The 24131-nt window shown below is 50.7% G+C and carries 26 protein-coding genes and 1 tRNA gene; 15 read left to right on the forward strand and 12 right to left on the reverse strand.

What is annotated here, in order from left to right; all coding sequences use genetic code 11:
• From ONB24_02490 to ispE, 12 genes are all read right to left on the reverse strand, one after another.
• The coding region (locus tag ONB24_02490) for a hypothetical protein (protein ID MDZ7314972.1) at positions 1–79 on the reverse strand (79 nt) is incomplete at its 3' end.
• Between the two features lie 53 nt (positions 80–132).
• Positions 133–1092, reverse strand: coding sequence for a hypothetical protein (locus ONB24_02495; protein MDZ7314973.1), 960 nt, complete (start codon positions 1090–1092; stop codon positions 133–135).
• Positions 1093–1135: 43 nt separating this feature from the next.
• Positions 1136–1327, reverse strand: a complete 192-nt coding sequence (locus ONB24_02500) for a hypothetical protein (protein MDZ7314974.1) — start codon at positions 1325–1327, stop codon at positions 1136–1138.
• A 219-nt stretch (positions 1328–1546) separates the two neighbouring features.
• Positions 1547–1990 (reverse strand): 50S ribosomal protein L9, encoded by a 444-nt coding sequence (gene rplI / locus ONB24_02505; GenBank protein ID MDZ7314975.1) that lies wholly within the window; start codon positions 1988–1990, stop codon positions 1547–1549.
• 21 nt (positions 1991–2011) lie between these two features.
• On the reverse strand, positions 2012–2233 hold the full coding sequence (gene rpsR, locus ONB24_02510) for a 30S ribosomal protein S18 (GenBank protein ID MDZ7314976.1): 222 nt from the start codon (positions 2231–2233) through the stop codon (positions 2012–2014).
• A gap of 22 nt (positions 2234–2255) precedes the next feature.
• On the reverse strand, positions 2256–2750 hold the full coding sequence (ssb, locus tag ONB24_02515; protein ID MDZ7314977.1) for a single-stranded DNA-binding protein: 495 nt from the start codon (positions 2748–2750) through the stop codon (positions 2256–2258).
• 57 nt (positions 2751–2807) lie between these two features.
• Complete coding sequence (gene rpsF / locus ONB24_02520) at positions 2808–3287, reverse strand: 30S ribosomal protein S6 (protein ID MDZ7314978.1); 480 nt, start codon at positions 3285–3287, stop codon at positions 2808–2810.
• A gap of 112 nt (positions 3288–3399) precedes the next feature.
• The gene (gene pth, locus ONB24_02525) at positions 3400–3963 is read right to left on the reverse strand and encodes an aminoacyl-tRNA hydrolase (GenBank protein ID MDZ7314979.1); all 564 of its coding nucleotides are present in this window, start codon (positions 3961–3963) and stop codon (positions 3400–3402) included.
• A 24-nt stretch (positions 3964–3987) separates the two neighbouring features.
• On the reverse strand, positions 3988–4632 hold the full coding sequence (locus ONB24_02530; GenBank protein MDZ7314980.1) for a 50S ribosomal protein L25: 645 nt from the start codon (positions 4630–4632) through the stop codon (positions 3988–3990).
• A 72-nt stretch (positions 4633–4704) separates the two neighbouring features.
• Positions 4705–5676 (reverse strand): ribose-phosphate pyrophosphokinase, encoded by a 972-nt coding sequence (locus ONB24_02535; protein ID MDZ7314981.1) that lies wholly within the window; start codon positions 5674–5676, stop codon positions 4705–4707.
• Between the two features lie 70 nt (positions 5677–5746).
• Positions 5747–5818 (reverse strand) — tRNA-Gln (locus tag ONB24_02540).
• A 3-nt stretch (positions 5819–5821) separates the two neighbouring features.
• Positions 5822–6676, reverse strand: coding sequence for a 4-(cytidine 5'-diphospho)-2-C-methyl-D-erythritol kinase (gene ispE, locus ONB24_02545; GenBank protein ID MDZ7314982.1), 855 nt, complete (start codon positions 6674–6676; stop codon positions 5822–5824).
• Positions 6677–6792: 116 nt separating this feature from the next.
• On the opposite strand from ispE, the gene ONB24_02550 reads away from it, so the two are divergent.
• The 15 genes from ONB24_02550 (at position 6793) to ONB24_02620 (ending at position 24086) form a co-directional block, all read left to right on the forward strand.
• The gene (locus ONB24_02550; GenBank protein ID MDZ7314983.1) at positions 6793–7605 is read left to right on the forward strand and encodes a UDP-2,3-diacylglucosamine diphosphatase; all 813 of its coding nucleotides are present in this window, start codon (positions 6793–6795) and stop codon (positions 7603–7605) included.
• The gene (gene lgt, locus ONB24_02555) at positions 7586–8407 is read left to right on the forward strand and encodes a prolipoprotein diacylglyceryl transferase (GenBank protein MDZ7314984.1); all 822 of its coding nucleotides are present in this window, start codon (positions 7586–7588) and stop codon (positions 8405–8407) included. Before ONB24_02550 ends, lgt begins: the two co-directional genes overlap by 20 nt.
• A 77-nt stretch (positions 8408–8484) precedes the next feature.
• A complete protein-coding gene (locus ONB24_02560) occupies positions 8485–9642 on the forward strand; it encodes a porin family protein (protein ID MDZ7314985.1) in 1158 nt (385 codons plus the stop codon).
• A 10-nt stretch (positions 9643–9652) separates the two neighbouring features.
• Positions 9653–10414: a tetratricopeptide repeat protein gene (locus tag ONB24_02565; GenBank protein MDZ7314986.1), complete on the forward strand. Its 762-nt coding sequence runs from the start codon at positions 9653–9655 to the stop codon at positions 10412–10414.
• A gap of 128 nt (positions 10415–10542) precedes the next feature.
• Complete coding sequence (glgA, locus tag ONB24_02570; protein ID MDZ7314987.1) at positions 10543–12024, forward strand: glycogen synthase GlgA; 1482 nt, start codon at positions 10543–10545, stop codon at positions 12022–12024.
• Between the two features lie 244 nt (positions 12025–12268).
• Positions 12269–12994, forward strand: coding sequence for an STAS domain-containing protein (locus tag ONB24_02575; protein MDZ7314988.1), 726 nt, complete (start codon positions 12269–12271; stop codon positions 12992–12994).
• Between the two features lie 14 nt (positions 12995–13008).
• A complete protein-coding gene (locus ONB24_02580) occupies positions 13009–13662 on the forward strand; it encodes an SLBB domain-containing protein (GenBank protein ID MDZ7314989.1) in 654 nt (217 codons plus the stop codon).
• 10 nt (positions 13663–13672) lie between these two features.
• Positions 13673–15997 carry a polysaccharide biosynthesis tyrosine autokinase gene (locus ONB24_02585; protein ID MDZ7314990.1) on the forward strand — a complete coding sequence of 775 codons (2325 nt, stop codon included), beginning with the start codon at positions 13673–13675 and terminating at the stop codon, positions 15995–15997.
• A gap of 22 nt (positions 15998–16019) precedes the next feature.
• A complete protein-coding gene (locus ONB24_02590) occupies positions 16020–16970 on the forward strand; it encodes a GDP-mannose 4,6-dehydratase (protein ID MDZ7314991.1) in 951 nt (316 codons plus the stop codon).
• A gap of 24 nt (positions 16971–16994) precedes the next feature.
• Entirely contained in the window at positions 16995–18452 is a 1458-nt protein-coding gene (locus ONB24_02595; GenBank protein ID MDZ7314992.1) for a sugar transferase, read from the forward strand.
• A gap of 36 nt (positions 18453–18488) precedes the next feature.
• Positions 18489–19697, forward strand: coding sequence for a glycosyltransferase family 4 protein (locus ONB24_02600; protein MDZ7314993.1), 1209 nt, complete (start codon positions 18489–18491; stop codon positions 19695–19697).
• The gene (asnB, locus tag ONB24_02605) at positions 19697–21580 is read left to right on the forward strand and encodes an asparagine synthase (glutamine-hydrolyzing) (GenBank protein MDZ7314994.1); all 1884 of its coding nucleotides are present in this window, start codon (positions 19697–19699) and stop codon (positions 21578–21580) included. The genes ONB24_02600 and asnB overlap by 1 nt, the downstream gene beginning before the upstream one ends.
• A 7-nt stretch (positions 21581–21587) precedes the next feature.
• The gene (locus ONB24_02610; protein MDZ7314995.1) at positions 21588–22703 is read left to right on the forward strand and encodes an FAD-dependent oxidoreductase; all 1116 of its coding nucleotides are present in this window, start codon (positions 21588–21590) and stop codon (positions 22701–22703) included.
• Positions 22639–23256, forward strand: a complete 618-nt coding sequence (locus tag ONB24_02615; GenBank protein ID MDZ7314996.1) for a hypothetical protein — start codon at positions 22639–22641, stop codon at positions 23254–23256. Before ONB24_02610 ends, ONB24_02615 begins: the two co-directional genes overlap by 65 nt.
• An 8-nt stretch (positions 23257–23264) precedes the next feature.
• Entirely contained in the window at positions 23265–24086 is an 822-nt protein-coding gene (locus ONB24_02620; protein ID MDZ7314997.1) for a class I SAM-dependent methyltransferase, read from the forward strand.
• Positions 24087–24131: the final 45 nt, after the last annotated feature.

Raw genomic sequence — 24131 nt, forward strand, 5'->3', positions numbered from 1 at the left:
CCGGAACGACGCCGCCGTAGGTTTGATGCACCTGTTGGGTGGCGATGATATTGCTCAGCGCTCGCCGGTCGTCGACCACTGCGGCGCTGGTTTCGTCGCAAGACGTTTCAATCCCTAATACGATCAAAAGCGCTACTCCACACGTCGATGTTGAATGATCACTTTAAAGCGTTCCGGTTGAACCTCGTGAAAGCGCACATTAGGAAGCGGCTCAAGGGTAACCGGAAATTCCGATACCGAATGATCCGCATCAGTTTGATAATCAATGTAAGCACGGATGTCCGATGCTTGAATCTGAGATACGACGTTGACTCCGCCGACGATCGTTACAGCGAGGCCTGAAGGAACAACGAATGCATCCAGTTCAGCAGGCAGATTGCGGACGGTAACCGGAATATCGGTAAATTTTCTTTCCATGAGCTTTTGTACGTCTGCGTTTATAACGATTTCCTGAGGAGAGAGCGATGCACGGTTTATAGGACGTACCAAAGCGACCTTTTTTTCGATCGGAAATCTAAGGTCCTCCCAAATCTGCTCCTCGGTTGCAATTGCCTTTAGCGGCGCCAATAAGCTTTGCGGCCCGCGCACTTTGACGACGTCGGGCGTCAATTGCGGCCGGCCGACAATCGTATAGCCTGGAGCGCTCTTGAGAGTAACGCGGTTTTCGATCGGTAGTTCCCGAGTGATCAGCTTGTCGACATGAAGCACGAGACTGTCGGGACGCAGCAATCGCCTGACAATAAGATTTTGGCCGCCGCCGACAAGGAAAATGTCCTTTTCGCCTGGATAGATGACCAGCCTGCCGGTGTCGGATCCCACATTCATCCGTAATGCTCCTTCGCGAAAGAGCAAAAAGGTAAAAAGGAACCGGCCTTCGCCTTCCAAAAGCACTCTGGCTTTTTGTGGAGGCGGCGAGGTTAGGATAATGTCTTTTTCCAAGGGAACGATTTCGATCGGGATTTCGGTCTCGTAAGTGTAGGTGTCACCGGCAACAACCATCAGCCAAATAAAAAATGCCGCAAGAGTCGAGGCGATTTTGGCGCGACCGGACGGCGTAAGGAAAGGTTTTCTGTTGTCATCGCGGTGCAGCATAATTTCCGCGCAATTCCGCAGATAAAGTTCTGCAGAATACAGGTTATCTGACAGCCTGCTTGATCTCAAAGCCGCGGCTGATTTCGCCGTTATCGATGCGAAGGTTATAGCCGCATTCGGGATTGGTGCACACCCAGGCTTTGAACCGGATGGAGCTGCCGTCTCTACCGTAATCGGAGAGAGGAACGAGCACCCCCTGTTTACATTTCAGGCATTGGGGAAAAGAGGTTTCCATTTTTACTCCCTTTTTTAACTGCCAATTTTTGAAGAGACCGGCGCCTATAGTTTCTTTCGGACACTTTTATAGATTTAGAAATTCACAGTAATTATCCAGTGCCGCCATGCCGGTGTCAACAGTCATAATCTGAAAAAAGGGCGCGGCAGCGAAAGGGTGCCTGCGCCCTTTTTGCAAAAAGGACAAATTTTCATGGAACGAGTACAAAGGGTCGAACCGCTATTCGCGCACAACCCACACTTTGATCTTTGCCTCTACTTCGCTGTGGAGTTTGATAGGCACGTCGAAAACGCCCAGCTGCTTGATCGGTTCCTCGAGCAGTATCTTTTTACGATCGATTTCGATGCCCTTCTCTGCCAACAGCTCGGCAATCGTTTGATTGGTGACGGCGCCGAAAACTCGGTTTTCTTCGCCGACCTGAACGGTAGCGGTTACTGAAACATTTTCGAGCTGCTCGGCGAATTTTTTCGCCTCGTCGATCTCTTTTTGTAGACGACGCATCGCCGCCGCCTTTTCCTGCTCGATGATTTTCAAATTCGCCGGCGTAGCCTCGACAGCATATCCCTTGGGAATTAAATAATTTCGGGCATAACCGCGCTTGGTTTCAACAATGTCTCCGGCTTTGCCGAGCTTGTCGATGTCGCTTTTCAGTATGATCTTCATCGGTGTTTTCCCTGTCGCAGTTTATTTTGCAATGTCCGAGATGTAGGGGATAAGAGCCAACTCTCGTGCGATTTTAATGGCGCTCACCAATTGCCGTTGGTGTTTGGCGCAGGTGCCGGAAGTACGACGAGGAATGATCTTGCCTTGCTCCGTCGTAAACCGCAGCAAGCGTTTATCATCCTTATAATCAATATAAGTTACGCCTTCTTCGCAAAAGCGGCAAATTCTTTTTTTCTTGAGCATCCTTTTCCTCTGACGTTTAGAGTTAGATTTTTAGATCTTGATAGCCGAAATCGAACTCGGTCGGACCGACAATTTGTCGGCCTGAGGCTTCCTGGGCTTTAATCTCCGGTTGCAGGGGTTGCTGTTTTTCCTCTTCGGCCGGAGCGGCTTCCTCTCCGAGATCGCGTGAACCGGAATTTTCGAGAAATTGTATTCTGCGGGCACGGATCTCCACAACGCTTTTATTGTTGCCCTCTTCGGTCTTCCAGGAACGGCTTTGCAGCTCGCCGTCGACAAGCACAACGGTCCCCGGCTTGAGCATCTCATGGGCGATTTCAGCCAATTTCTGCCAAGCGACGACCCCGACATGGCAGACGCTTTCCCGCCAAATACCGGCGTTGTCGCGGTATTTGCGGTTGGAAGCGATATAAAAATTGGTGACGGCCGTTCCTGCCGGTGTTCGACGCAGCGTAGGCTCGCCGGTCACCGTGCCGGCTATTAGAATGGTGTTGATGTCCGGCATCTTTAACTCAGACATGTTCCTGCTCCTGCAGAACGTCTTGCCTCTGCCGATTAAGGTGAAGGTGTCTCAAAGTTAGTCCTGCTTTTCTTCGGCTTCGTTTTCAAATGGCTCAGCCGCAGGTTCCTCCTCTGCTTTCGCTGATTGTTCGGCGGTTTCTGACGCTTTTTCAGATTCTGCGGCGGTGACTGCTGCAACCGAGAGTTCCGGTTCGGCAGCCGGCTGCGGCGTGGTCGCAATGCCTCGAGCGGCCAGTGCTTCGATGGCTTTTTTGTTCATCAGCAGCGTTTTATAGCGCAGGACCGCTTCGTTCAGACGCAGTTCGCGCTCCAGCGCTTTGACGATCGTCGGCGGGCCGTCGAAACGAATCAAAACATAATAGCCATACTGACGCTTCTTGATTTCGTAGGCCAGTCGTTTCTTGCCCCACTTTTCCGTGACGTTGATTTGGCCGCCGTTTGCCGAGATGAACCGCTCGTATTTGTTGACGATGGCGTCGATCTCTTCGTTTTTCAGCAGCGAGTCCAGAATAAAAATCGTTTCATACTTGCGCAAAGTATCCTCCAAAAGTATGTGATGGGAATGATGATTGATTTCTCTGTTCGCGGCTTGGAACCGACAAGAGGGAGATGATGGCGCCTTTCCCGGCAAAAGGTGAGTCGACGATTTAGTTGAAGCGGTTCATCGCTTGATCTACACCGTTCTCGATAAACACCTGAACGGCCTCGACGGCTCGAATCAGTACGGATTCGAGTTCCTCTTGCTCATTTTTGGAAAAGGGGGACAGAACGAAATCCACCATGTCCCTCTTTGCGTATTCGTTGCCAATGCCGATGCGCAAACGAGCAAATTCTTTGGAACCGAGCTGCGTGATGATCGAGTCAAGGCCGTTATGCCCGCCGGAGCTTCCCTGCCGCCTAATCCTCAAGCGGCCGAACGGCAACTCCACATCATCCAAGATCACCAGCAGTCGATTCAGTTCTATTCGATAATACCTGACGAGTTCTGATACGGCAAATCCGCTGTTGTTCATGTAGGTCAGCGGTTTTGCCAGGAAAACTCGTTCATCCTTCCAAAGAACCTCGCCCAATTCGTAGGAATTGAGCTTGCGAAACCGGACATCCCATCTTTCCGCCAACCGGTCGACAACCATAAAGCCGACATTGTGCCGAGTTTTTTCGTATCGGCGGCCCGGATTGCCGAGCCCGACGATAAGGAAAGGAGAAGGCATGAGCGGAACAATGGGGAGGCCGCTTTACTTTTCTTCCTCTTCCTCCTCTTCCTTAGCACGGCGGGTGATCACTTCGGGCTCCGCAGGACCGGCTTCTTCGGCAGCCGGAGCTTCAACTTCGCCGCGCGGCGCGCTGACGGTGGCAATCACCGTTTCCGGGTCGCCGTGCACAGTAATCTTTTCCAGATGGATATCGCCGATCGTCAGGCTGTCTCCCAAATCGAGTTGCGAAACGTCCAATTCGATCACTTCCGGCAAATCGGCAGGAAAGCATTCCACCTCAACCTCACGCAGAACCTGCTGCAGCAGGCCGCCGCCGACGCGCACGCCGATCGGCGTTCCGTGCAGCGCCACATGCACGTTGACCCGGATTTTCTCCGTCATTTCGATGCCCATCAAATCGAGATGAATCGGTTTGCCCGAGATGGGATCGAACTGTATGTCGCGGATGACGCATTTTTTCCTATCCTTGCCGTCAAAGACTACGTCGATCAAAGCGGACTCGTGTCCCCAGACGGCGCGCAGGGCTTTGCGCTCGATGGCAAAAGGGATATTCTGTTTTCCGTGAAAATAATAAATGCCCGGTATCTGGTCCTGGCGGCGGATCTTTTTTGCCGCACCGGTTCCTAATGCCGTACGAGTGGTTACATTCAATACTATTTCACTCATTGTCGAGCTCCGATTCTGTTGATGTGTCGCTTTATCGTTACAGTGTACAAAATAATTGTCGAAAACGCTGTCTTAATGAAGAACGGCATCCTTTTGCGGAAAGAGATCGGAAATCGATCGTTTGTGATGAATCCGGTAGATTGCTTCCGCAAAAAGGGGCGCGGCGGACAAGAATTCCATTTTCGGCGTCCTTTTCTCCGGCGGCACAAAGATCGAATCGGTCAGAAAGATTTTTTTCAATGCCGATTTCTCGATCAATTCCGGTGCATTTCCGGAGAGAACGGCATGTGTACAGGCGGCATAGATCTCTTGGGCGCCGTTGTCCTTCAGCACCTCGACAGCCTTGACCAGGGTGCCCGCCGTATCCACCAGATCATCGACGAGCAGAACGTTTTTGCCGCGCACGTCGCCGATGAATTCCGTCACAGTACAGACATTATGTTTAACCCGACGCTTGTTCAGCAACGCAAGCTCCGTATTCAGGCGCACGGCATAAGACCGCGCCAGATGAATGCCGCCGATGTCGGGCGAGGCGACCACCAAATTGGGCAGCTTGAGTGCGGCAATATGCTTGACGAAAATAGCCGCTCCATAGAGATGGTCGACCGGTATATCGAAAAAGCCCTGAATCTGCGAAGCATGCAGATCGAGCGTCAATACTCGTTTTGCGCCCGCCGTACTGATCAAATTGGCCACCAGTTTGGCCGATATGGCCACTCGCGGCTGATCCTTACGATCCTGCCGCGCATAGCCGAAATAGGGAATCACCGCAGTTATGGTGTGCGCCGAAGCGCGCCGCGCCGCATCCAGCATGATCAGCAGCTCCATCAGATTGTCGCCGGGTGCATTGGTCGATTGAATAAGAAAAACATCCGCGCCGCGAATGTTCTCTTCATACTTGACCCAAATTTCGCCGTCGGCAAAATTTTTTGCGGACAGCTGCCCCAGCGGAATCTTGAGATGTTCGGCGATTTTTTCCGCCAACGGTCTATTGGAACGACCGGAAAAAAGTTTGGCTTCCGCTTCGGGCTTTGACACGGTCATGCTGTGAACGGAAAATATGAATGCAAAAACAATAAAACCCGCATTCTGCAGGTCTTGACAAAATTTAATGCTGGGGCGGGAGGATTCGAACCTCCGAATGCTGGATCCAAAATCCAGAGGCTTTCCGCTTGCCGACGCCCCAGAATTACGTAAATACCGGTCGAAAAACAACCGTTCGTGCGCCTGTATTTCTCAATTTTTCAGCAGCAGTTTCTGCCGCTTCTTGGCTAGAAAACAGACCGAAAACTGAAGAGCCGCTGCCCGATAATGCAGCGTAAAAGGCGCCTAATTGGTAAAACAGCTCCACCTGCTGCCGCAAAATCGGAAAATCTCGAAGAACAACGATCTCGAGGTCGTTAGTAAACAGAGACTTCCACTCGGCAAAAGGCGGAAGATTACTTGCAAAGCTTTTAAATTTAGAACTTTTCATGATTAAAGTCAAGCTTAAATTCAGTTTCCGATAAACATCCGCTGTCGCAATTGAAAAATCGGGTATGAGGAGCACGCCGAAATAGTCCGGTCGATGCGGCAGAGGCGTGATGCGTTCGCCCTTGCCTTCACCCAATGCCAGACCGCCGTAAATGAAAAAAGCGGCATCGGCCCCAATTGTCGCCGCAAGTGCCGCTAATTCATCATGCGATATGCGGCAATTCCAAAGCTCATTCAGAGCTTTCAGGGTGACGGCGGCATTGCTGCTGCCGCCGCCCAATCCGCCGCCCATCGGGATCCGCTTGATCAAATGAATTCGGCAGCCTGTGTGTTCATTCTTGGCAAAAGGTTTTAATAAATTCGCTGCACGAACAATTAAATTTCGGTCGTCGGTCGGACAAGCCGGATCGTTACAAGTTAAAATGATTTCATGGGACGGTAAAGGTTCGAAAAACAGATCATCACAAAAGTCGATCTGTTGAAAGAGCGTCTCCAATTCATGATAGCCGTCCGGTCTTTTACCCAAAATCCGCAGCCCAATATTGATTTTTGCATACGAACGAATCTTCATGGCACTTTAATTTAGGGATAATTATGCATTTTTTGAATAGAATTTCCCCTCTTAAAGTTTGTTGTTTTTATCGCTCTAAATTCTTATTATCAATAAGAAAATGTGGAAAAAGAGGCATGTCCAGGCTTTACATCATTTCAGATTTACATTTGGGAGCCGAGAGCAAAGCTCTTGAGCGCGAAAAGGAAGAGAAAGCGTACTCTTTTTTTTGTCATGTAAAAAAAGAAAGAGGAGATTTGCTTATCGTCGGCGATCTTTTCGATTTTTGGTTTGAATATCGCCATGCTGTCCCTAAAAGACACTTCCGAATTCTTTCTATTTTGTCCTTAATGAGCAAAAGCATACCCATCCACTATCTGGTCGGCAATCACGATTTCTGGCTCAACTCGTTTATTTCCGAAGAGATCGGCCTGATTGTTCATGCCGACGATTTTTCATTTCAATACGACGGCCTGCGCATCTATGTTCGACATGGCGACGGCCTTTTGAAAAGCGATCACGGTTATCGGCTCTTAAAAAAAATATTACGGAATCGGCTCTCGATTAATCTTTATCGCGCGGTCCATCCCGATATTGGGATTCCCCTGGCGCTTTATTGTTCTGGTCTCAGCCGCAAAGCCGGTGAAAAAAACGGCAAAGATTATCGTGACGATGACTATCGTGATTTTGCTTTTCAAAAAATCGAGCAAGGCTACCAGGTGGTCATTCTCGGTCATACCCATGTGCCCGCCTTGGCTGCTTATCAGAACGGCGTTTATTTGAACCCGGGCTTTTGGGGAAAAAACTTTACTTTTGCCGTCTTGGATGACGGTGCCGCAAAACTTTTTCGGTGGGACGGCGAGAAAGAAATAGACTTTCAGCCGTTTTTGCCGCCTGGAAATAAAAAATATATCAACGACAGGAGGATTTGTGTACCCGGTACTTTTTAAAATAGGTGCTTTCGAGCTGCGTTCCTACGGTCTCGCTTTGGCTGTTTCGTTTTTACTGGGAATTTTGATATCATTGAAACGCGCCCAAAAGGCAAATGTCGATCAAAACACCATCATGGACTTGTCCGTGTTGATGATCATCAGCGCGATTATCGGCTCGCGGTTGCTCTATGTGCTGTTTCATTTGGATGAATTCAGAGGACGGTGGCTGGATACTATCAGCCCCATTCAAAGCAACGGTCAAATCGGCCTTGCCGGTTTGTCCGTCATGGGCGGCATTATCTTTTGCTTCATCACCGCTTTTATTTACCTCCGCATTAAGAAAAAACCTTTTTTCAAAATTGCCGATGTGATGATCCCGACCGTCGGGTTAGGTATCTTTATTACCCGAATCGGCTGTTTCCTTAATGGATGCTGCTTCGGCCTGCCCTGCAACGGCCATCATCCCATTTGTGTCACGTTTCCTCTCGATAGTCCGGCGGGCGGTGTTTTCCCAAATCAACCTCTTATTCCCACGCAACTTTATTCTTCCCTTTACGGATTGATGATCTTCGGCCTATTGCTGTGGGCTGAACGCTATAAATGGTTCGACGGATTTCTATTTTCACTTTTTCTCATTTTATATGGAATTTCCCGCTTTACGATCGACATTTTCCGTTACTACGAAGAGAGTACGATTGTTTTAAATATGCGTACTTTGGGATTGACCATCAATCAGCTTTTAAGCATCGCTTTTATAGTCGCCGGTGTTGGCATTATTGTTGCAAATTTTAATTTGAAGAAAATGTCACAGTCCGGTTGAAGATTGAAACGTTCATGCGTTGCCCGATGTCGGAAAAGAGATTTTCCGGCTCTTTGCCAACGCAAAAGGAGGCTATCTTGAGAACGAAAGCTGCCTGGGCGGTCGTTATCCTCCTCTTGATCCATCTCTCTGCAGCGGAAGCAGAGGACAAGTTCGGCATAGGTCTAAAAGCGGGCATCAACAAGCTCGAGGGGGATTGGAAGGAGCCGCGCTTCAACTCGATGGGCTCTTTCTTTTTAAGTTACTCGCCGATTCCTTATTTTACTGTCGGTGCAGAGGTAAACAGCTCGATTCTACGGACGCGCGAGAAGAATCTTTACTTTCTCGGCAATCTGCTTTATTACGATCCGAACGCATATACGACTTCTGCGTTGCCGATCGAATTGGATTTCCGTTTCAATTTTGCTCCGCATGCAACCGTCAATCCTTTTGCCGGTGTCGGTTTCGGCGGCCTGATGTGGAAGGCGGTCTATGACGGAAAAATCATCCGCCGTGATGGAGAAGATCAGCAGGGGATGGCCATGTTCTTCAAAACCTCCGGCGGATTAGAGTTCTCGTTCGACAATGGTTTGAGTCTGCTTGTCGGAGCAGATTTTCGCTATACCGGCATCGATCTTCTGGACCAAAATCCGAACGGCGACGAAAATGACGGCATTACCTCGATTTGGGCTGGAATATCCTATTCGATCCGCAGCCGAGATCCGGAGGACCTTGACCGCGACGGTGTGCCTCTGAAATATGACGCCGATCCGAACCGGCCTGAAGACAAGAATGGTTTTTGGGACCACGACGGCAAACCCGACTATGGGCGCGCCGGGAATCGCAAGGGACCGCGCGTCATCCATTATCCGATCCAACGTGCCGAGGCAGGCAAAGACGTCGAGATCAAAGCCGTCGTTACGTCCCCTGTGCCGATCAAGATTGTTGCGGTCATTTATCGCACCTCCGATACCTCAAAATGGAAAATCCTGCAGTTGGCGAAAGAAGCGGATCAAACGACCTATAAAGGAATTCTGCGCGGGGATTATTTAAAGCTTGGAACGTTGGAATACTGCATCATTGCGGTAGACCAAACGATGAAAGGAATCGGCTACGCCGGCCTGCCTAAAAAGCCGATTGTCATGAAAGTTGAACGCAGCGGAACCGGATGGCGGATTGTTTCGGGAATTGTTGCCCTGTTAGGTTGGGGCGGGGCGGCGTACATTGTCATGAGAAAGCAGAATATCAATGAGTAGGAGTATAATCATGAAAGCGAAACGATGGGCCGGTCGGCTGATGCTTTCGGTCATAACCGCGGCTGCTCTGACGTTTTTCTCATGCGCCACCTCGCAGAGCGGCCTGTATGCAGAAGATGAAGACGCCATCGGCAATTTGGTTAAAGAAAGCTCCATGTCCGATGAAGAGGAAATTTTGACTCTGCTCGGACTCAACAAGCCGGCGGCTCAGACGCCCCCTGCAGAATCGGAGCCTAAGAAGCAGCAGCCTGCGGCCGCTCCCAAAACGACGGATTCGTTAACGAATGCCCTCAACCGTAAAGAGAGAGAATTAAGGGCGTTGAAGGAAGAGGCCGAATTGAAGCAGAGCATCATTCGCGCTCAAGAAAAAAGTCTGCAGGAAGCTCAATCCGTGCGAGCCTATTCCCAAACAGCTTTTCGCGCGCGATATGACGAGGCTCTGCAGCTTTATCACAATCGTCGCTACAGAGAAGCGATGGCCGTCTTTGACGAGTTGATTCGTGCCGGCGGCGATCCGTCTTTGGTCGATAATTGCCAGTACTGGAAAGGAGAATGTTGGTATGGATTGGCCGACTATGAACAGGCGCTGTTGGAATTTCAAAAAGTTTTCAATTACCCTGGATCAAACAAATTAGATGATGCCCAACTGAAAATCGGTTTGTGCTACGTCCGGTTGGGCAACATGGAACGAGCGAGGAAAGAGTTTCAGAAACTACTGGACAACTATCCCGACAGCGAATATCGAGAACGCGCGCGATCTTATCTGCGCTAGATATTTTCGTGAAAAAGGGGTAACGCAAGTTACCCTTTTTTGTTTGAAAAAACATAAAAAATTGGTATCTTTAAGTGATTTTTAAAATTGATTTTGAAGGTTAAAAGACCGATTCTTGGGAAGGGCTCATGAAGAATAAATTTCGGGTGTTGTTCCTCTCCTCCGAGGTGGCTCCGTTTGCAAAAACAGGCGGCTTGGCCGACGTCAGCAGCTCCCTGCCGAAAGCGTTGTTCGAAATGGGCCATGATATTCGCGTCATCATGCCGAAATACGGCGTCATCAGCGAGAGACGCCATATTCTGCGGGAAGTCATCCGGCTGAAAAGAATCCCGGTGAAAATGGGCGGAATTGAGTATGTCACCAGCGCTCGCTCCGCTTTTTTGCCCAATTCAAAGGTTCAAATCTATTTTTTGGATTACAAGCCCTTTTTCGGACGACATGACCTTTATGTCGATTCGACCAGCCATGCGGATTTCCCCGACAATGCCGAGCGGTTCATGCTGTTCTGCAGGTCAGTGTTGGAGATCATCCGGCTGCTGCATTGGCAGCCGCAAATCATTCACTGCAACGATTGGCAGACGGCAATGATTCCGTGGCTGCTCAAGAATGAATTCATCGACGACCCCTTTTTTGCCGGTATTCGTACCATTTTGACGGTCCACAATATGGCTTATCAGGGATCTTTTCCAAAGGAAGTAATGCCGAAAATAGGACTCGATCCCAGCCGTCCGGAATCTGAGGAAGCCGTTATTTATGACCGTGTCAACTTTTTAAAAGCCGGAATAAGCACGGCGACCTTGATCACCACCGTCAGTCCGACCTATGCGCGAGAAATACAAGAAATACCGGAGCTCGGTGCCGGATTGGGCGAAATATTGAAAGCACGGTCGCAGGATCTTTACGGCATTCTCAACGGCATCGACGAGTCTGTTTGGAATCCTGAAACGGACTCCTTTTTACCTTGTAAATATTCCGCCGCTACGCTGGACTTAAAATTGAAGAACAAACAAGTTTTACTAGAAAAAGCCGGATTACCTGTCGACGAGAAAACGCCGGTGATCGGAATGGTGTCGCGTTTGGTCGAGCAAAAGGGATTCGACTTGGTGATCGAAGCATTCGAAAAGTTGATGTCGCTCAACTGTCGATTGGTTGTTCTTGGGGAAGGGGAAGCGGGATACGTTGAATTCTTCAAGGAAGCGATGAAGCGATTTCCGCAGCAGACGGCCGCTTTTTTTGATTTGGACGAGGAGCTGGCCCACCTTATCGAAGCAGGCAGTGATATGTTCCTGATGCCCTCTCGTTTTGAACCCTGCGGCCTCAATCAGATGTACAGCATGAAGTACGGTACCCTGCCGATCGTCCGAAAAACCGGAGGTTTGGCGGATACGGTCATCGATTTTATTAGCGATCCCGAACGGGGTACGGGCTTTGTGTTTGAACCCTATACGGCGAATGCCCTGCTTGCCGCAGTTCAAAATGCATTGGTTACGTATCGAGATGAAAAAACATGGCGTAAAATTCAAAAGCGCGCCATGAAGATGGATTTTTCTTGGAAGACTTCGGCGGAAAACTATTCGAAAATCTATCAGCAACTTCTTGCCCAACAATGAGTCCTGTTCTATTCTGCAACAACAGTGTCTCGCCTTTTGACAGCCCAAGGTAAAAAAAGTCCTGAACAGCCTATCGGTTTTTTAAAGACGGTATAAGCTACGGGCGGTGGAAAGGTTCTATGTTCATTAATTTCTGACGTTAAATAAAGATTGCCTTCATGGTTCTGCATCTGCTGATCGGCAACGTAAAAGGCATTGTTTTTGCCTGCGTTTTTTCGATTAAACTAATCAGCTGAGAGAGGGCATGGAAGGCATTGAGATTACAAGTCGTCAGGTGGGGGCGCTGCGCGATATCGTTCTTTTCGAGACAGGAGGCTACATCGACACCAACACTTCGCCTGAGCTGCAGAAGCGGCTTGATCAGACGATAGAAAAAGGAAATTATCAGTTGGTGATCGATCTATCGGATGTAAAATATGTCAGCAGTGCCGGATGGGGGGTGTTTGTCAGTGAAATCAATCGTGTTAAGGAAAAGGGCGGCGACCTCAAGCTGTCGGCGATGAATCCCGAAGTGCAGGAAGTGTTCGAAATGCTGGAATTTCACCGAATTTTGTCGGCTTATGAATTTCCAGATGAAGCGATTCTCGACTTTGACTTTTATCGCGATGTTTTGACGGCCGATGGCCAGCCGATTCCCGTTCCGAAACCGGAAAAGCAGATGGTTCACCTCGAAAAAGAGGAAGAATCGCCGGTTCCGGAAACATCGCTGCCGCCTCTCGAAGCTCGCCATTATTCGCCGCGCTTTCCAATGACCAACGGGAATACCGATGAGAAGCGCATGCCTTTGAACGAAAAGATCAAGCGGATCGTACTGGAGAATCCGATGCTGGGGCTTTGGGGGATCCGCAAAATGCTTTTTAGCCCGCGCTTCGGATTCTGCAAAGTCGGCTTGTTTGAGCTGCATAGAATTCTCAAGAGCTTGAACCTTCACACCAAAGCCAAGCGTTTCCGCTTCTATCGATCGCGCTAAAACAGGAAGGCATTATGAAGAGAATTGTTGTTCTCCTCCTTTTTTTAAAGCCATTTTTTCTGTCAGCGGCGGAAGAAGGTCCCTTTGTCTTCAAAAAGGCTGATGGCTTTAAACTTTTGATTTACGACAATAATATGGAAGTGGAGCGCAATCGCATCCTGAGCGCTTTTCATAATGTGGATTTTGTCATTGACGGCGAAGGCAATATTCAGTTGGGGGCTTTTGGAAAGATCAAGATCGAAGGCTTGACGGTCGACAAGGCGACAAAAGCTGTTTATGAAAAGCTGCAGCCCTATGGACGAGACATTATAATCGTCATTATTCCGACGATTCGTTTGATCATCAGAGGTGAAGTCGGCTCGCCGGGAATGTACCGTATTAGTCCCAACACCTCATTTTGGGATTTTCTATCGCAGGCCGGCGGCGTAACCAACAGTTTTGCTTTGGAAAACATGTACGTCATCCGCAACGGTGAAATTCTTTACGCAAATTTTATGGACGCTCTGTATAAAGGAATGTCTGTGCAGGAACTCGGATTGGAATCCGGTGACGAAATCATTGCACCGCGCATCAATCGATTGAGTTTTTATACCATAATTCGTTATGCCAACTTTATTTCCTCGATGATTATTCTGTATATTACGATCAGTAACCGAAACAACAAATAACAAGGCAGGAATGGCACTCGAAGAATATCCGGTATCCGAGCCGAGCGGTGAACCGCAGGAACCGTCGGTAATTGACTTTTCCAAGATCATTCGGGGGATTTGGAGGCGAAAGTGGCTGATATTGCTGTTAATGGTAGCGTCTACCATACCCTTTTATTTTTCAGCCAAAAATCAAGTGCCTGTCTATAAATGCCGCGTGGTTTTTCAGTCCAAACAATATGGTGAGGGAGAACGGAATTTTTTCGATGCGGAGACGCAGTCGGAGATCATGAGTGAGTCTTTTACTCACCATATGGCAAAAGTGCTTGGGTTGGCCATTCAAAGTTCGGATTCGGTTTATCGCTTTCCCTCTGAAGTTTTTTCCGAATATGAAACCACTGAGAACCCTTTGGAAGCACGTTATCGGCTCATCATTGACGAGTCCGGCAATTATAAGCTTTATCTGAAGCAGGAAAGCGGGGCGTATGTTGCCGTAGACAGCGCCAATGCTTGGGACGCCGTCGATTCACCGCGCGAAATCAACGGCATCAAATTCAAGCTGCAGCCTGATTTTGCACATCGCGAGCAGCGGTTTCATTTTCGAGTTCGGCCTTTCATTCGCGGTGTAAAATTGTTAAGAAATGTCACCAAAGAATTCAGCCGCAGCGGAAAAACCATGGTGATGACGATGAAAGGCGAGGACCCGCAGGCTTTGGCGCGCGAGTTGAACCGCATAGCCGACGGCTATCTGATTGAAATGCAGCGCCTCAAAATGTCGGACAGTGAAAACGCCCGTGAGATCCTGAAGCGGCGGCTGGCGGTTGCAGAAGCCAATATGCGGCGAAGCGAACAGAATCTGCGGGACTTTTATGCCCGCTATCCGCTTTCATTGGAGCTCGAGAAAAAGGATCTTCTTGAGAAAATCAAAGCCAATGAGCGCGATCTTCAAGAACTGCCGAGGCAACGGCGGCAGCTTACCAATTTATTGACCCGTCTCCAGACTCCTGAAGGAGAAAGGGTAGGGTCTCCCTATCGCAATCTGGTGGTATCACAAATAGCCAATTTCCCGCCCTTAAATAATGAGCCGGAGATCATCATTCACCGCCAAAACCTTGAGATGCTGCAAAAACGGTATCAAGAGCTTAGCGCGATTTGGGCGCCGGACAACCCTCAGGTCATTGAAGTCGTAAAACAAATTTCGGATACGCAGGAACAGATTATTCAGTTTGCCAATGACTATCGCAATACATTGGCGGAACGTGAATCGGAATTGAGGGCACAAAAGGTCGAGCTGGAGCGGAAGCTCAAAACTCTGCCGGATGACGAATACCGTTTGATGGAGTTGGAGAGAACCAAAGCCATTAATGAAGATCTCTACAAAATGTTGTTTGCCGAAAGCCAAAAGAGGCTGGTCGCCGAATCCAGCCGCGAAGCCGGCATCCGCATTTTGGATTATGCCGTGCCGCCGACCTCGCCGGACAACCCAAGCAAGCGAACGAAAGTATTGATGGGCGGCGGATTGGGGCTTTTGCTTGGCATTCTTTTATCGGCGTTGATCGATATTTTTGACCGCTCGCTTCGAACTTCGCGGGACGTCGAACGGCACCTGAACTTGCCGGTGATCGGAGCCATCCCTTATGTGTCGTTCAAGGACATTCCGGAGTATCGGGATGACCAAAAAGCGCTGCAGATTGATCGACAGCTGGTGACGCACGACTATGCCCCAACGCCAGTCGGTGAAGCCTATCGTGCTTTGCGAACCAGCCTGCTCTACTCCAGGGATACCGAAAATATCCGCGCCCTGCTCATTACGAGCATCAGTCCCGAAGAAGGGAAATCGTTCACTGCTTCGAATTTGGCGATTATTTTAGCCCAACAGCGGACCAATACCCTTTTAATCGACGCTGATTTGCGGCGCGGCGTACTGCACAATACTTTCAACATTCCCAAGGAACCAGGCCTGACCAACTATTTGACGAACAAGGCGATGTTGAGCTCGCTTATTCATCCGACGCATATTCCGAATCTATCCATCATCAGCTGCGGCCCGCTGGTGCCCAATCCTTCGGAGCTGCTCGGCTCTCTGCAGATGCGTCGGCTGGTGGCGGAAGTCAAACGCAAATTCGACTATATCATCTTTGATGCTCCCCCCTTGGATGCTGCCACGGACAGCGTCGTTATCGCCACCTTGGTGGACGCGGTCGCCATCGTCGTCAAAAGCGGACAGACCAATTTTGCAACCGCCAAGGAGCGTCTGCAGGTCTTTAAAACCGTACCCGCAAAAATCATCGGCGTTATCATCAACAGTGCGCAAGAATCTATTTTGAAGAGCAGCTACAGCTATTACCACTATTGATGTGGATTCGGAGGCGCAGCTCATGCGAATCTTGGTGACGGGAGGGGCGGGCTTTATCGGGTCACATTTATGCGAAAAGCTACTTTCCGACGGTCATACGGTTTATTGTTGGGACAATTTTAACGATTATTATGACCCCGCCCTCAAACGAAAAAATCTTTATGATGCGCTAAATAACCCTCGTTTTTTTCTTTTCGAAAATGACATCCTGGACTTCCCTAAGCTGCAAAAGTTTTTCGAAACTAACTGTCCCGAAATAGTCGTGCATTTGGCTGCAAGGGCAGGGGTTCGTCCATCGATTCAACAGCCGCTCCTTTACGAACAGGTAAACGTTCAAGGCACCATCCATTTACTCGAGCTCAGCCGCTCCTTCGGCGTCGGCAAGTTTATATTTGCTTCATCCTCATCCGTATACGGCGCCAATACAAAAGTGCCTTTTAGTGAGAGCGACAATGTGGACTTTCCCATCTCCCCTTATGCGGCGACTAAAAAGGCCGGTGAACTGATCTGCTACACCTATTACAAGCTGTACGGCCTGCCGATAACATGCCTACGATTTTTTACCGTATACGGACCGCGTCAACGGCCGGACATGGCCATCCATAAATTTGCGCGGCTGATGTGGGAGGGGAAAAAAATTCCCGTGTACGGAGACGGCGGAAGCCGCCGAGATTATACCTATTACACCGATATTCTTCAAGGCATCCTTGCCTCCATTGAGCGGTGCCGCGACTATCAGATTTATAATTTGGGCGAGTCCAATACGGTTGAGCTGCTCTACCTCATCCGCTTGTTGGAAGAAGCATTGGGTTGTAAGGCCCAGATCGATTTTCTGCCCGATCAACCGGGCGACGTGCCGATCACCTTTGCAGACATCAGCAAGGCGCGTCGAGAATTGGACTATATCCCGAAAGTCCCGATCGAAGAGGGCGTGCGCCTCTTTGCCGATTGGTTCCTCAATCTTTACCAGTAAAAGCATTGACGACTTGCGACTGCCATGCTGACGGATAAGGAAAGATTCATCAAAACTCTTTTCAAGTCGTTCGATCTTTTCATTCTATATGCCGCCTTTCCGGTTGCCTATTTCGTCGATGAATTTATTCGCGCCGTTGCCTTTCTTCAAGTTAAAGCCTATGCCGGCAGCGCGACCCTTTCCGGATTTATCTACTTTGCCTCCAATTATTGGTTGATGTTCGTGGGTTTCCCGCTGATTTGGTGGGCTCTCTATAACCTTAATGGCATCTACCAGGATTATCGAACCCGTTCCTTCCGGCGTTTGGTCTATTTGATCACCGTGACCTCGGTATGGGCAAGTTTTGTCTGCGGCAGCCTTATCTTTTTCTTCAAAGTCGATATGGCAAGCCGCCTCTTCTTCCTGGTTTACGCCTTTTCAGCCTGGTCGCTCATTCTCATCGAAAAATATCTGTTGCTTGTCCTGCTCAGCCGGATTCACTCCAAAGGCTATCATCAGGAAAATCTGCTTATTGTCGGTACGGGCAAACGCGCACAGGAATTCATCCGCCAGGTCAAGAATCATGCACAATGGGGGCTGCGCATCGTCGGCCTCATCGACGATGATCCGCAGCTTTTCGGCAAAGAGATCGAAGGATATCGGGTGCTGGGGCGGATTCAGGATATCGGCTTTATCATCAAGCGGCTGGTCATCGATCGCGTCATCTTTGTCGTTCCGCGGCTTTGGCTTGACCGCATCGAACCGGCTATCCTAGAATGTGAAAAAGTGGGCGTACCCACCTCGATCGCTTTGGATCTCTATAACCTGCACATCGCCCGCGCCCGACAAACCGATTTCGTAGGCTTTCCGCTTTTGGAATTTCAAACTTTTTATGCAAAAGAATGGCAGCTGTTCATCAAACGAATGCTCGACATCATCATATCTGCTGCGGCATTGATTTTTTTTGCTCCATTGATGCTGCTCGTTGCTTTGGCCATTCGCCTCACTTCGCCGGGGCCGGTGTTGTTCAAGCAGGAACGCGTCGGTCTTAACGGGCGGAAATTCACGCTCTACAAGTTTCGCTCTATGGTGGTAAATGCCGAGGCGTTGAAGGAAAGGTTGTTGCCGCATAACGAAATGGACGGGCCGGTCTTTAAAATGAAAAATGATCCCCGCATTACGCCGATCGGCTACTTTTTGCGCAAAACGAGCATCGATGAACTTCCACAGTTCATTAACGTACTGAAAGGCGATATGAGCATTGTCGGTCCGCGTCCCCCGCTTGCCGCCGAAGTGGAACGCTATGAGGTATGGCAGCGCCGCCGCCTGAGCCTCAAGCCCGGCATCACCTGCATTTGGCAGGTCAGCGGCAGAAACAAGATCAGCTTTGAGGAATGGATGCGCATGGATCTCGAATACATCGACAATTGGTCGCTGACCCTCGACTTTAAACTCATGCTCAAAACATTAGCCGCCGTCATTACCGGCTACGGTGCCCAATAACGAGCGAACACTTCCCACAAATTGGAATTGTCGTTTATGCAAACACATTCTGCGGGATCAAAACCGCTTCACATCCTTATGGTTGCTCCGCAGCCGTGGTTTCAGCCCCGCGGCACGCCGTTCAGCGTTCTGCATCGCATCAAAGCGTTGTCGCTGCTTGGGCATCATGTCGACTTGGTGACCTATCCCATCGGCCAAGACATTGTGATCGACCGCCTGCGGATTTTTCGCGCCGCCCGCGTGCCGTTCATCAAAACAGTCAAAATCGGGCCCTCGATCCCCAAAATTTTTCTCGACATTACTCTTTACCGCAAGACAGTGGAGCTGTTGCGGCAGAACCGTTACGACTATTTGCATACACATGAAGAGGCGGCGTTTTTCGGCATCCGTCTGGCGCAAAAGTACAACCTGCCGCATTTGTACGACATGCACTCCAGCCTCCCGCAGCAGCTGCAGAATTTCCGGTTCTCCGATTCAAAGCTGCTGATTCGTTGGTTCGAGCGTATGGAAGAACGCGCCGTCGCATCTTCTGCGGCGGTAATTACCATTTGCCCCGAACTGCAGAACTATGTGGAAAGCAAATTCCCCGGCAAGACCTGCATTTTGATCGAAAATGTCGCCGACAATTCGATCGTCTTTCCCTCATCACCAGGCTTTGAAGAGGAATTGCGACAAAAATACCGTTTGGACGGCAAAACCGTGGTGCTCTATTACGGCACGTTCGAGGCGTATCAGGGAATCGATTTGCTGATTCGGAGCGCAGCCATTGCGACTGCCGGCGAGCCGCGGTTGCATTTTTTACTGGTCGGCGGGAGTCCGCAGCAGGTGGAGGCGTATCGGGCTTTGGCGGCCGAATGCGGCGTGAGCGAGAAAATCACCTTTACCGGTTTCGTTCAGCCGGAGAAAATTCCGAGCTTTACGGCCGTTAGCGACATTTTAGTTTCTCCCCGTTTAAAGGGAACCAACTCGCCTTTAAAGATTTACTCCTATCTGCGCAGCGGCAGGCCGATCGTGGCCGTGCGTCACATTACGCATACGCAGATTCTCAACGAGTCCGTCGCCGAACTGGCTGCGCCGGAGCCGCATGCTTTTGCCGAGGCGATCCTGCGGTTGGCCGTTGACCCGAAGCGCCGCCGGCAGCTGGCCGAGGCTGCAGGGCGCATGGCCGAACAGCATTACAGCTATGAGGATTATCTGCAAAAGACGAGTTGGATTGTTGAACAAGCAATGAGGGCGCGCTCCTAATGTGCGGCATTTGCGGAGTGATTCATCGTCGCCGCGAGGAACCGGTCGACGCAGCAATCCTTAAACAAATGTGCGACGTCGTAATCCATCGCGGACCGGACGGGGAAGGGCAGGCGGTTTTCGACGGTGCAGGCATCGGCATGCGGCGACTCAGCATCATCGATCTGGAGGGCGGTGCCCAGCCAATGTATAATGAAGATCATACGTTGGCCATCGTCTTTAACGGCGAGATTTATAATCACAACGCGCTGCGCGAAAAATTGACAGCTAAAGGGCATCGTTTCCGCACGCGCTGCGATACCGAAGCGATCATCCACGCCTATGAAGAGTACGGGGTGGATTGCCCCAACCATCTCAACGGCATGTTCGCCTTTGCCGTCTATGATATTCCGAAACACCGCCTCTTTTTAGCGCGCGATCGCCTCGGCGTCAAGCCGCTCTATTACGCGCTCGATGACCATCGATTGCTGTTCGGCTCGGAGATAAAATCGATTCTTCAGGTTCCCGACGTGCCGCGCACCATCGACGCCAAGGCGTTGGATGCCTTTTTGACGTTTGAATACATTCCCGCGCCGATGAGCATCTTTCAAGCAATTCGCAAACTGCCGCCGGGGCATTGGCTGCTTTATGAAGACGGCCGCTGCACGATTCGTGCTTATTGGTCGCTTCAGTATGCCGCCTCCGCCGAGCCGCAACATCGCCTTTTCGAGCGTTTTCGCGAGCTGCTCGAAGACGCCGTGCGCATCCGTCTGATGAGCGACGTTCCTCTCGGTGCCTTTCTCAGCGGCGGTTTGGACTCCAGCTCCGTCGTCGCCATGATGCATCGCACCGCTTCGGAGCGCGTGAAGAGCTTTTCCATCGGCTTTACGGACGCGACTTATAACGAGCTGCCCTATGCCCGCACCGTTGCCCGCTGGTTCGATACCGAGCATCACGAGGAAATCATAGAACCGCAAGTTGTTTCGTTGACCGAAAAGATTCTGTGGATGCTGGACGAGCCTTTCGGCGACTTTTCGGTTTTTCCGACGTACCTTGTTTCCCAAATGGCAAGGCGGCACGTGACCGTAGCGCTTTCCGGCGACGGCGGCGACGAGCTTTTGGCCGGCTACGACACCTACATTGCGCAAAAAATGGCCGCGAAATGGAACCGATTGCCGAGCTTTTTACGCCGAGGCGTTCTCGAACCGATCATCGAACGCCTGCCGCCGACGGAGAAAAAGAAAGGGCTGATCAATCGCGCCAAGCGCTTTGTGGAGGGCATGCGCCTGCCGGAGAAGCTGCAGCATGTCCGTTGGATGATATTTCTTCAGCAAAGCGAAAAAGAACTTTTATACTCGCCGGATTTCAGCCGTACTTTGGTCGGATATGACAGTTTCGGCTTTCTCGACGAATACTTTCGCAGCTCCGGTTCCAATGTGCCGCTCGATCAGCAGGAGTATGTGGACATCAAGACTTATCTGGTCGACGATATTCTCGTCAAAGTCGATCGCATGAGCATGGCCGTTTCGCTCGAAGCACGCGTGCCCTTTTTGGACTATCGTTTTGTCGAATTTGCCGCGACGTTGCCGCCGCATTTGCGTCTCAACGGCAACCGCACCAAGTACATCCTGAGGGAAGCGTTGCGGGACGTTCTTCCGCCGCTCATTCTTCGACGCGGTAAGGAAGGATTCAGTATTCCTATCAAGAACTGGTTGAAGAACGAGCTCAAACCGATGATGATGGAAGCCTTGTCGGAAACAAACGTCCGCGCGAAAGGCTATTTTTCCCCCTCTTATGTGCAAAAGCTGATCGATGAGCATTTGCGCGGCGTCGAGAATCACAGCCATCGGTTGTGGGCGCTGATGGTCTTTCACATTTGGCACGATCTGTATATGAAGGCGTGAGCACGACATGAAGCGGGATTTGGAGAGTTTGTCTCAAGAAACATTCGATGTACTGATCATCGGCGGCGGGATTTACGGGGCGGCGTTGGCGCGTGAGGCGGTACTGCGCGGCCTCAAAACGGCCTTGATCGAGCAGGGCGATTTTGCCGGCGGCGCTTCCTCCAACAGTCTCAAGATCGTGCACGGCGGACTGCGCTACCTGCAGCATGCGGATTTTTCCCGCATGAGGGAATCCATCACCGAGCGCCGCATTCTGCTCAAGATCGCTCCGCATCTGGTTCGTCCGTTGCCCTGCGTCATGCCGACGTACGGCCATTTTATCAAAGGACCCGAGGCAATGCGTGCGGCCATTATGCTGAACGATCTGATCAGTTTTGACCGCAATTTCGGCCTAAAGCCCGACCGGCGACTGCCGAGGGGCCGCATGCTTTCCAAGCAGGAGTTTCTTGATATTGTACCGTTCATTCGTCGAGAATCGCTCAACGGCGGCGCTTTGTGGTACGATGGGCTCATGGTGAATTCCGAGCGGCTTTTGTTTGCCTTTTTGCATTTCGCCGCGGAACGCGGTTTAACGGTCGCCAACTATGTCAAGGCCGAAAGTCTTTTACTGGAAAAGAATCGGGTGGTCGGTGTAACCGTGTACGATCGTCTTGGAGACCAACGGTTCGACGTGCGCGCCAAACTCACGGTTGCCGCTCCTGGAAGCCGGCTCAACGATATTCTTCGGCAGACGGCCGATCAACCGGAAGTTCGTTTCTCCACTGCCGTCAATTTGGTTCTTTCTCGGCGGTTCACCAGCGAGTATGCCTTTGCCGCCCCGACGCAGCGGCGGTACAAGGATCAGGATGCCCTCATCGATCGGGGCTCGAGGCTGCTGTTCTTCGTCCCATGGCGCGGCGTAACGCTTGCCGGTACGGCGCATCAACCTTACTTGGGCGATCCGGCCGACTATCACGTCACCGAAGAAGAGGTGGAGAGTTTTTTAGCCGAAGTCAACAGCGCATTGCCGGATGCGCAAATTCGGCGCGACGAGGTACGTCTATGCCGGCTTGCTGCCCATGGCCTCGGCCAGCCCTGCCGGCGACGTGACGCTCGTCAAGCATTACCGCGTGATCGATCATGAAAAGTCAACGGGACACCCGGGGTTGATCACGGTGATGTCGGTCAAGTATACGACCGCACGCGGTGTTGCCGAAGAAGTAACCAAAAAATTCATCCTTCCCAAGCTCGGCATAAAATCTGACACCATTGACAGCAGCGGAATGCCGCTTTGGGGCGGCGATTTCGAGGATTTTTCCGCATTAATTGCCGAATTGCAGCGGAATTGGGGTGATCAATTAACCGATGAGAGCGCCCTGCATCTGGCGGAATGTTACGGCGCCAATGCCCGTCGCGTCTTGTCGTGCGATCCGGATGCCGGCAGGCCGTTGGTGTCGGGACAGCCGTTTGTAAAAGGACAAGTTCTTTTTGCCGTACGGGAAGAGGCAGCGCAAAAATTGTCGGACATCCTGCTAAGGCGGACGGAGATCGGCGCTGCCGGTCGTCCTGCTGAAGAGCTTATCCTGGCTGCATCAGAAGCGGCGGCAAAGGAATTGAATTGGTCGGCGGAAAAAAAAGCAAGGGAAATTCAGGAATATCTCTTAAATTATGCTTTGCCGAGCAAAAAGAATGAATAGGAATGCTTATGTCGGATACCATCGGAAGCTATCTTTGGAAGGGCAGCGAAGGCCGAACACTCGATGAAGTACGTAAATATTGGACGGAAAACGTCAATACGACGCAGTTTTGGACCGGAGATCCGAGAGAAATAGGTTCGCCGGTTTTTTTCGATACCGTCGGTGCGTTCATTCGCCGCAATTATGAGCACCGTTATCGCCTGATCGAACAAGTAGCGGCTCGACACCGCGGCGGAAGAGTGCTGGAAGTCGGTTGCGGCGCCGGATGGGAACTGCTGCACTGGGTAAGATGCGGCATGCGCGCTACAGGTCTCGATCTGTCGGAGACGGCTTTGGCTCTTGCCAAGAAGAATTTCGAGCATAACGGACTCGAGGCGACTTTTCGGCACGGCAGCGCCGAAAAACTGCCTTTTTCGGACAACAGCTTTGACGTCGTGGCGTCGCTGGGTGTTCTTCATCAAACCGAGAGCACGCAAAAGGCGGTTTCGGAGATCTATCGCGTGCTGCGGCCGGGCGGTGAAGCCGTCATCACGCTGTATTACAAGTATTCTTGGAAGATCCTGTTGACCAAATTGGGGCGGGTAAATTTCGAATTTGCGCACGAGGATGCGCCGATTACCAGGCTGTACAACAAGAAGGAGCTGCGGGAGCTGCTGTCCCAGTTCAAGCACGTCGATATTTTCTTGGATTACATCCGCGCTACGCCGTCGCCGCGCAAGGGATTTTTAGCCGGATTGTACAATTACGGCTTTCGTCCGCTTTACAATCTTTTACCCAAGTTCATCCGCAGACAATTCGGACACGCGGTCTGCGCTGTTGCGGTTAAATAGGGAGCGGTTCGGCCATGAAGGCATTGGTTACCGGCGCCTCTGGTT

The sequence above is a fragment of the candidate division KSB1 bacterium genome, assembly GCA_034505495.1.
GTDB lineage: Bacteria > Zhuqueibacterota > Zhuqueibacteria > Residuimicrobiales > Krinioviventaceae > Fontimicrobium_A.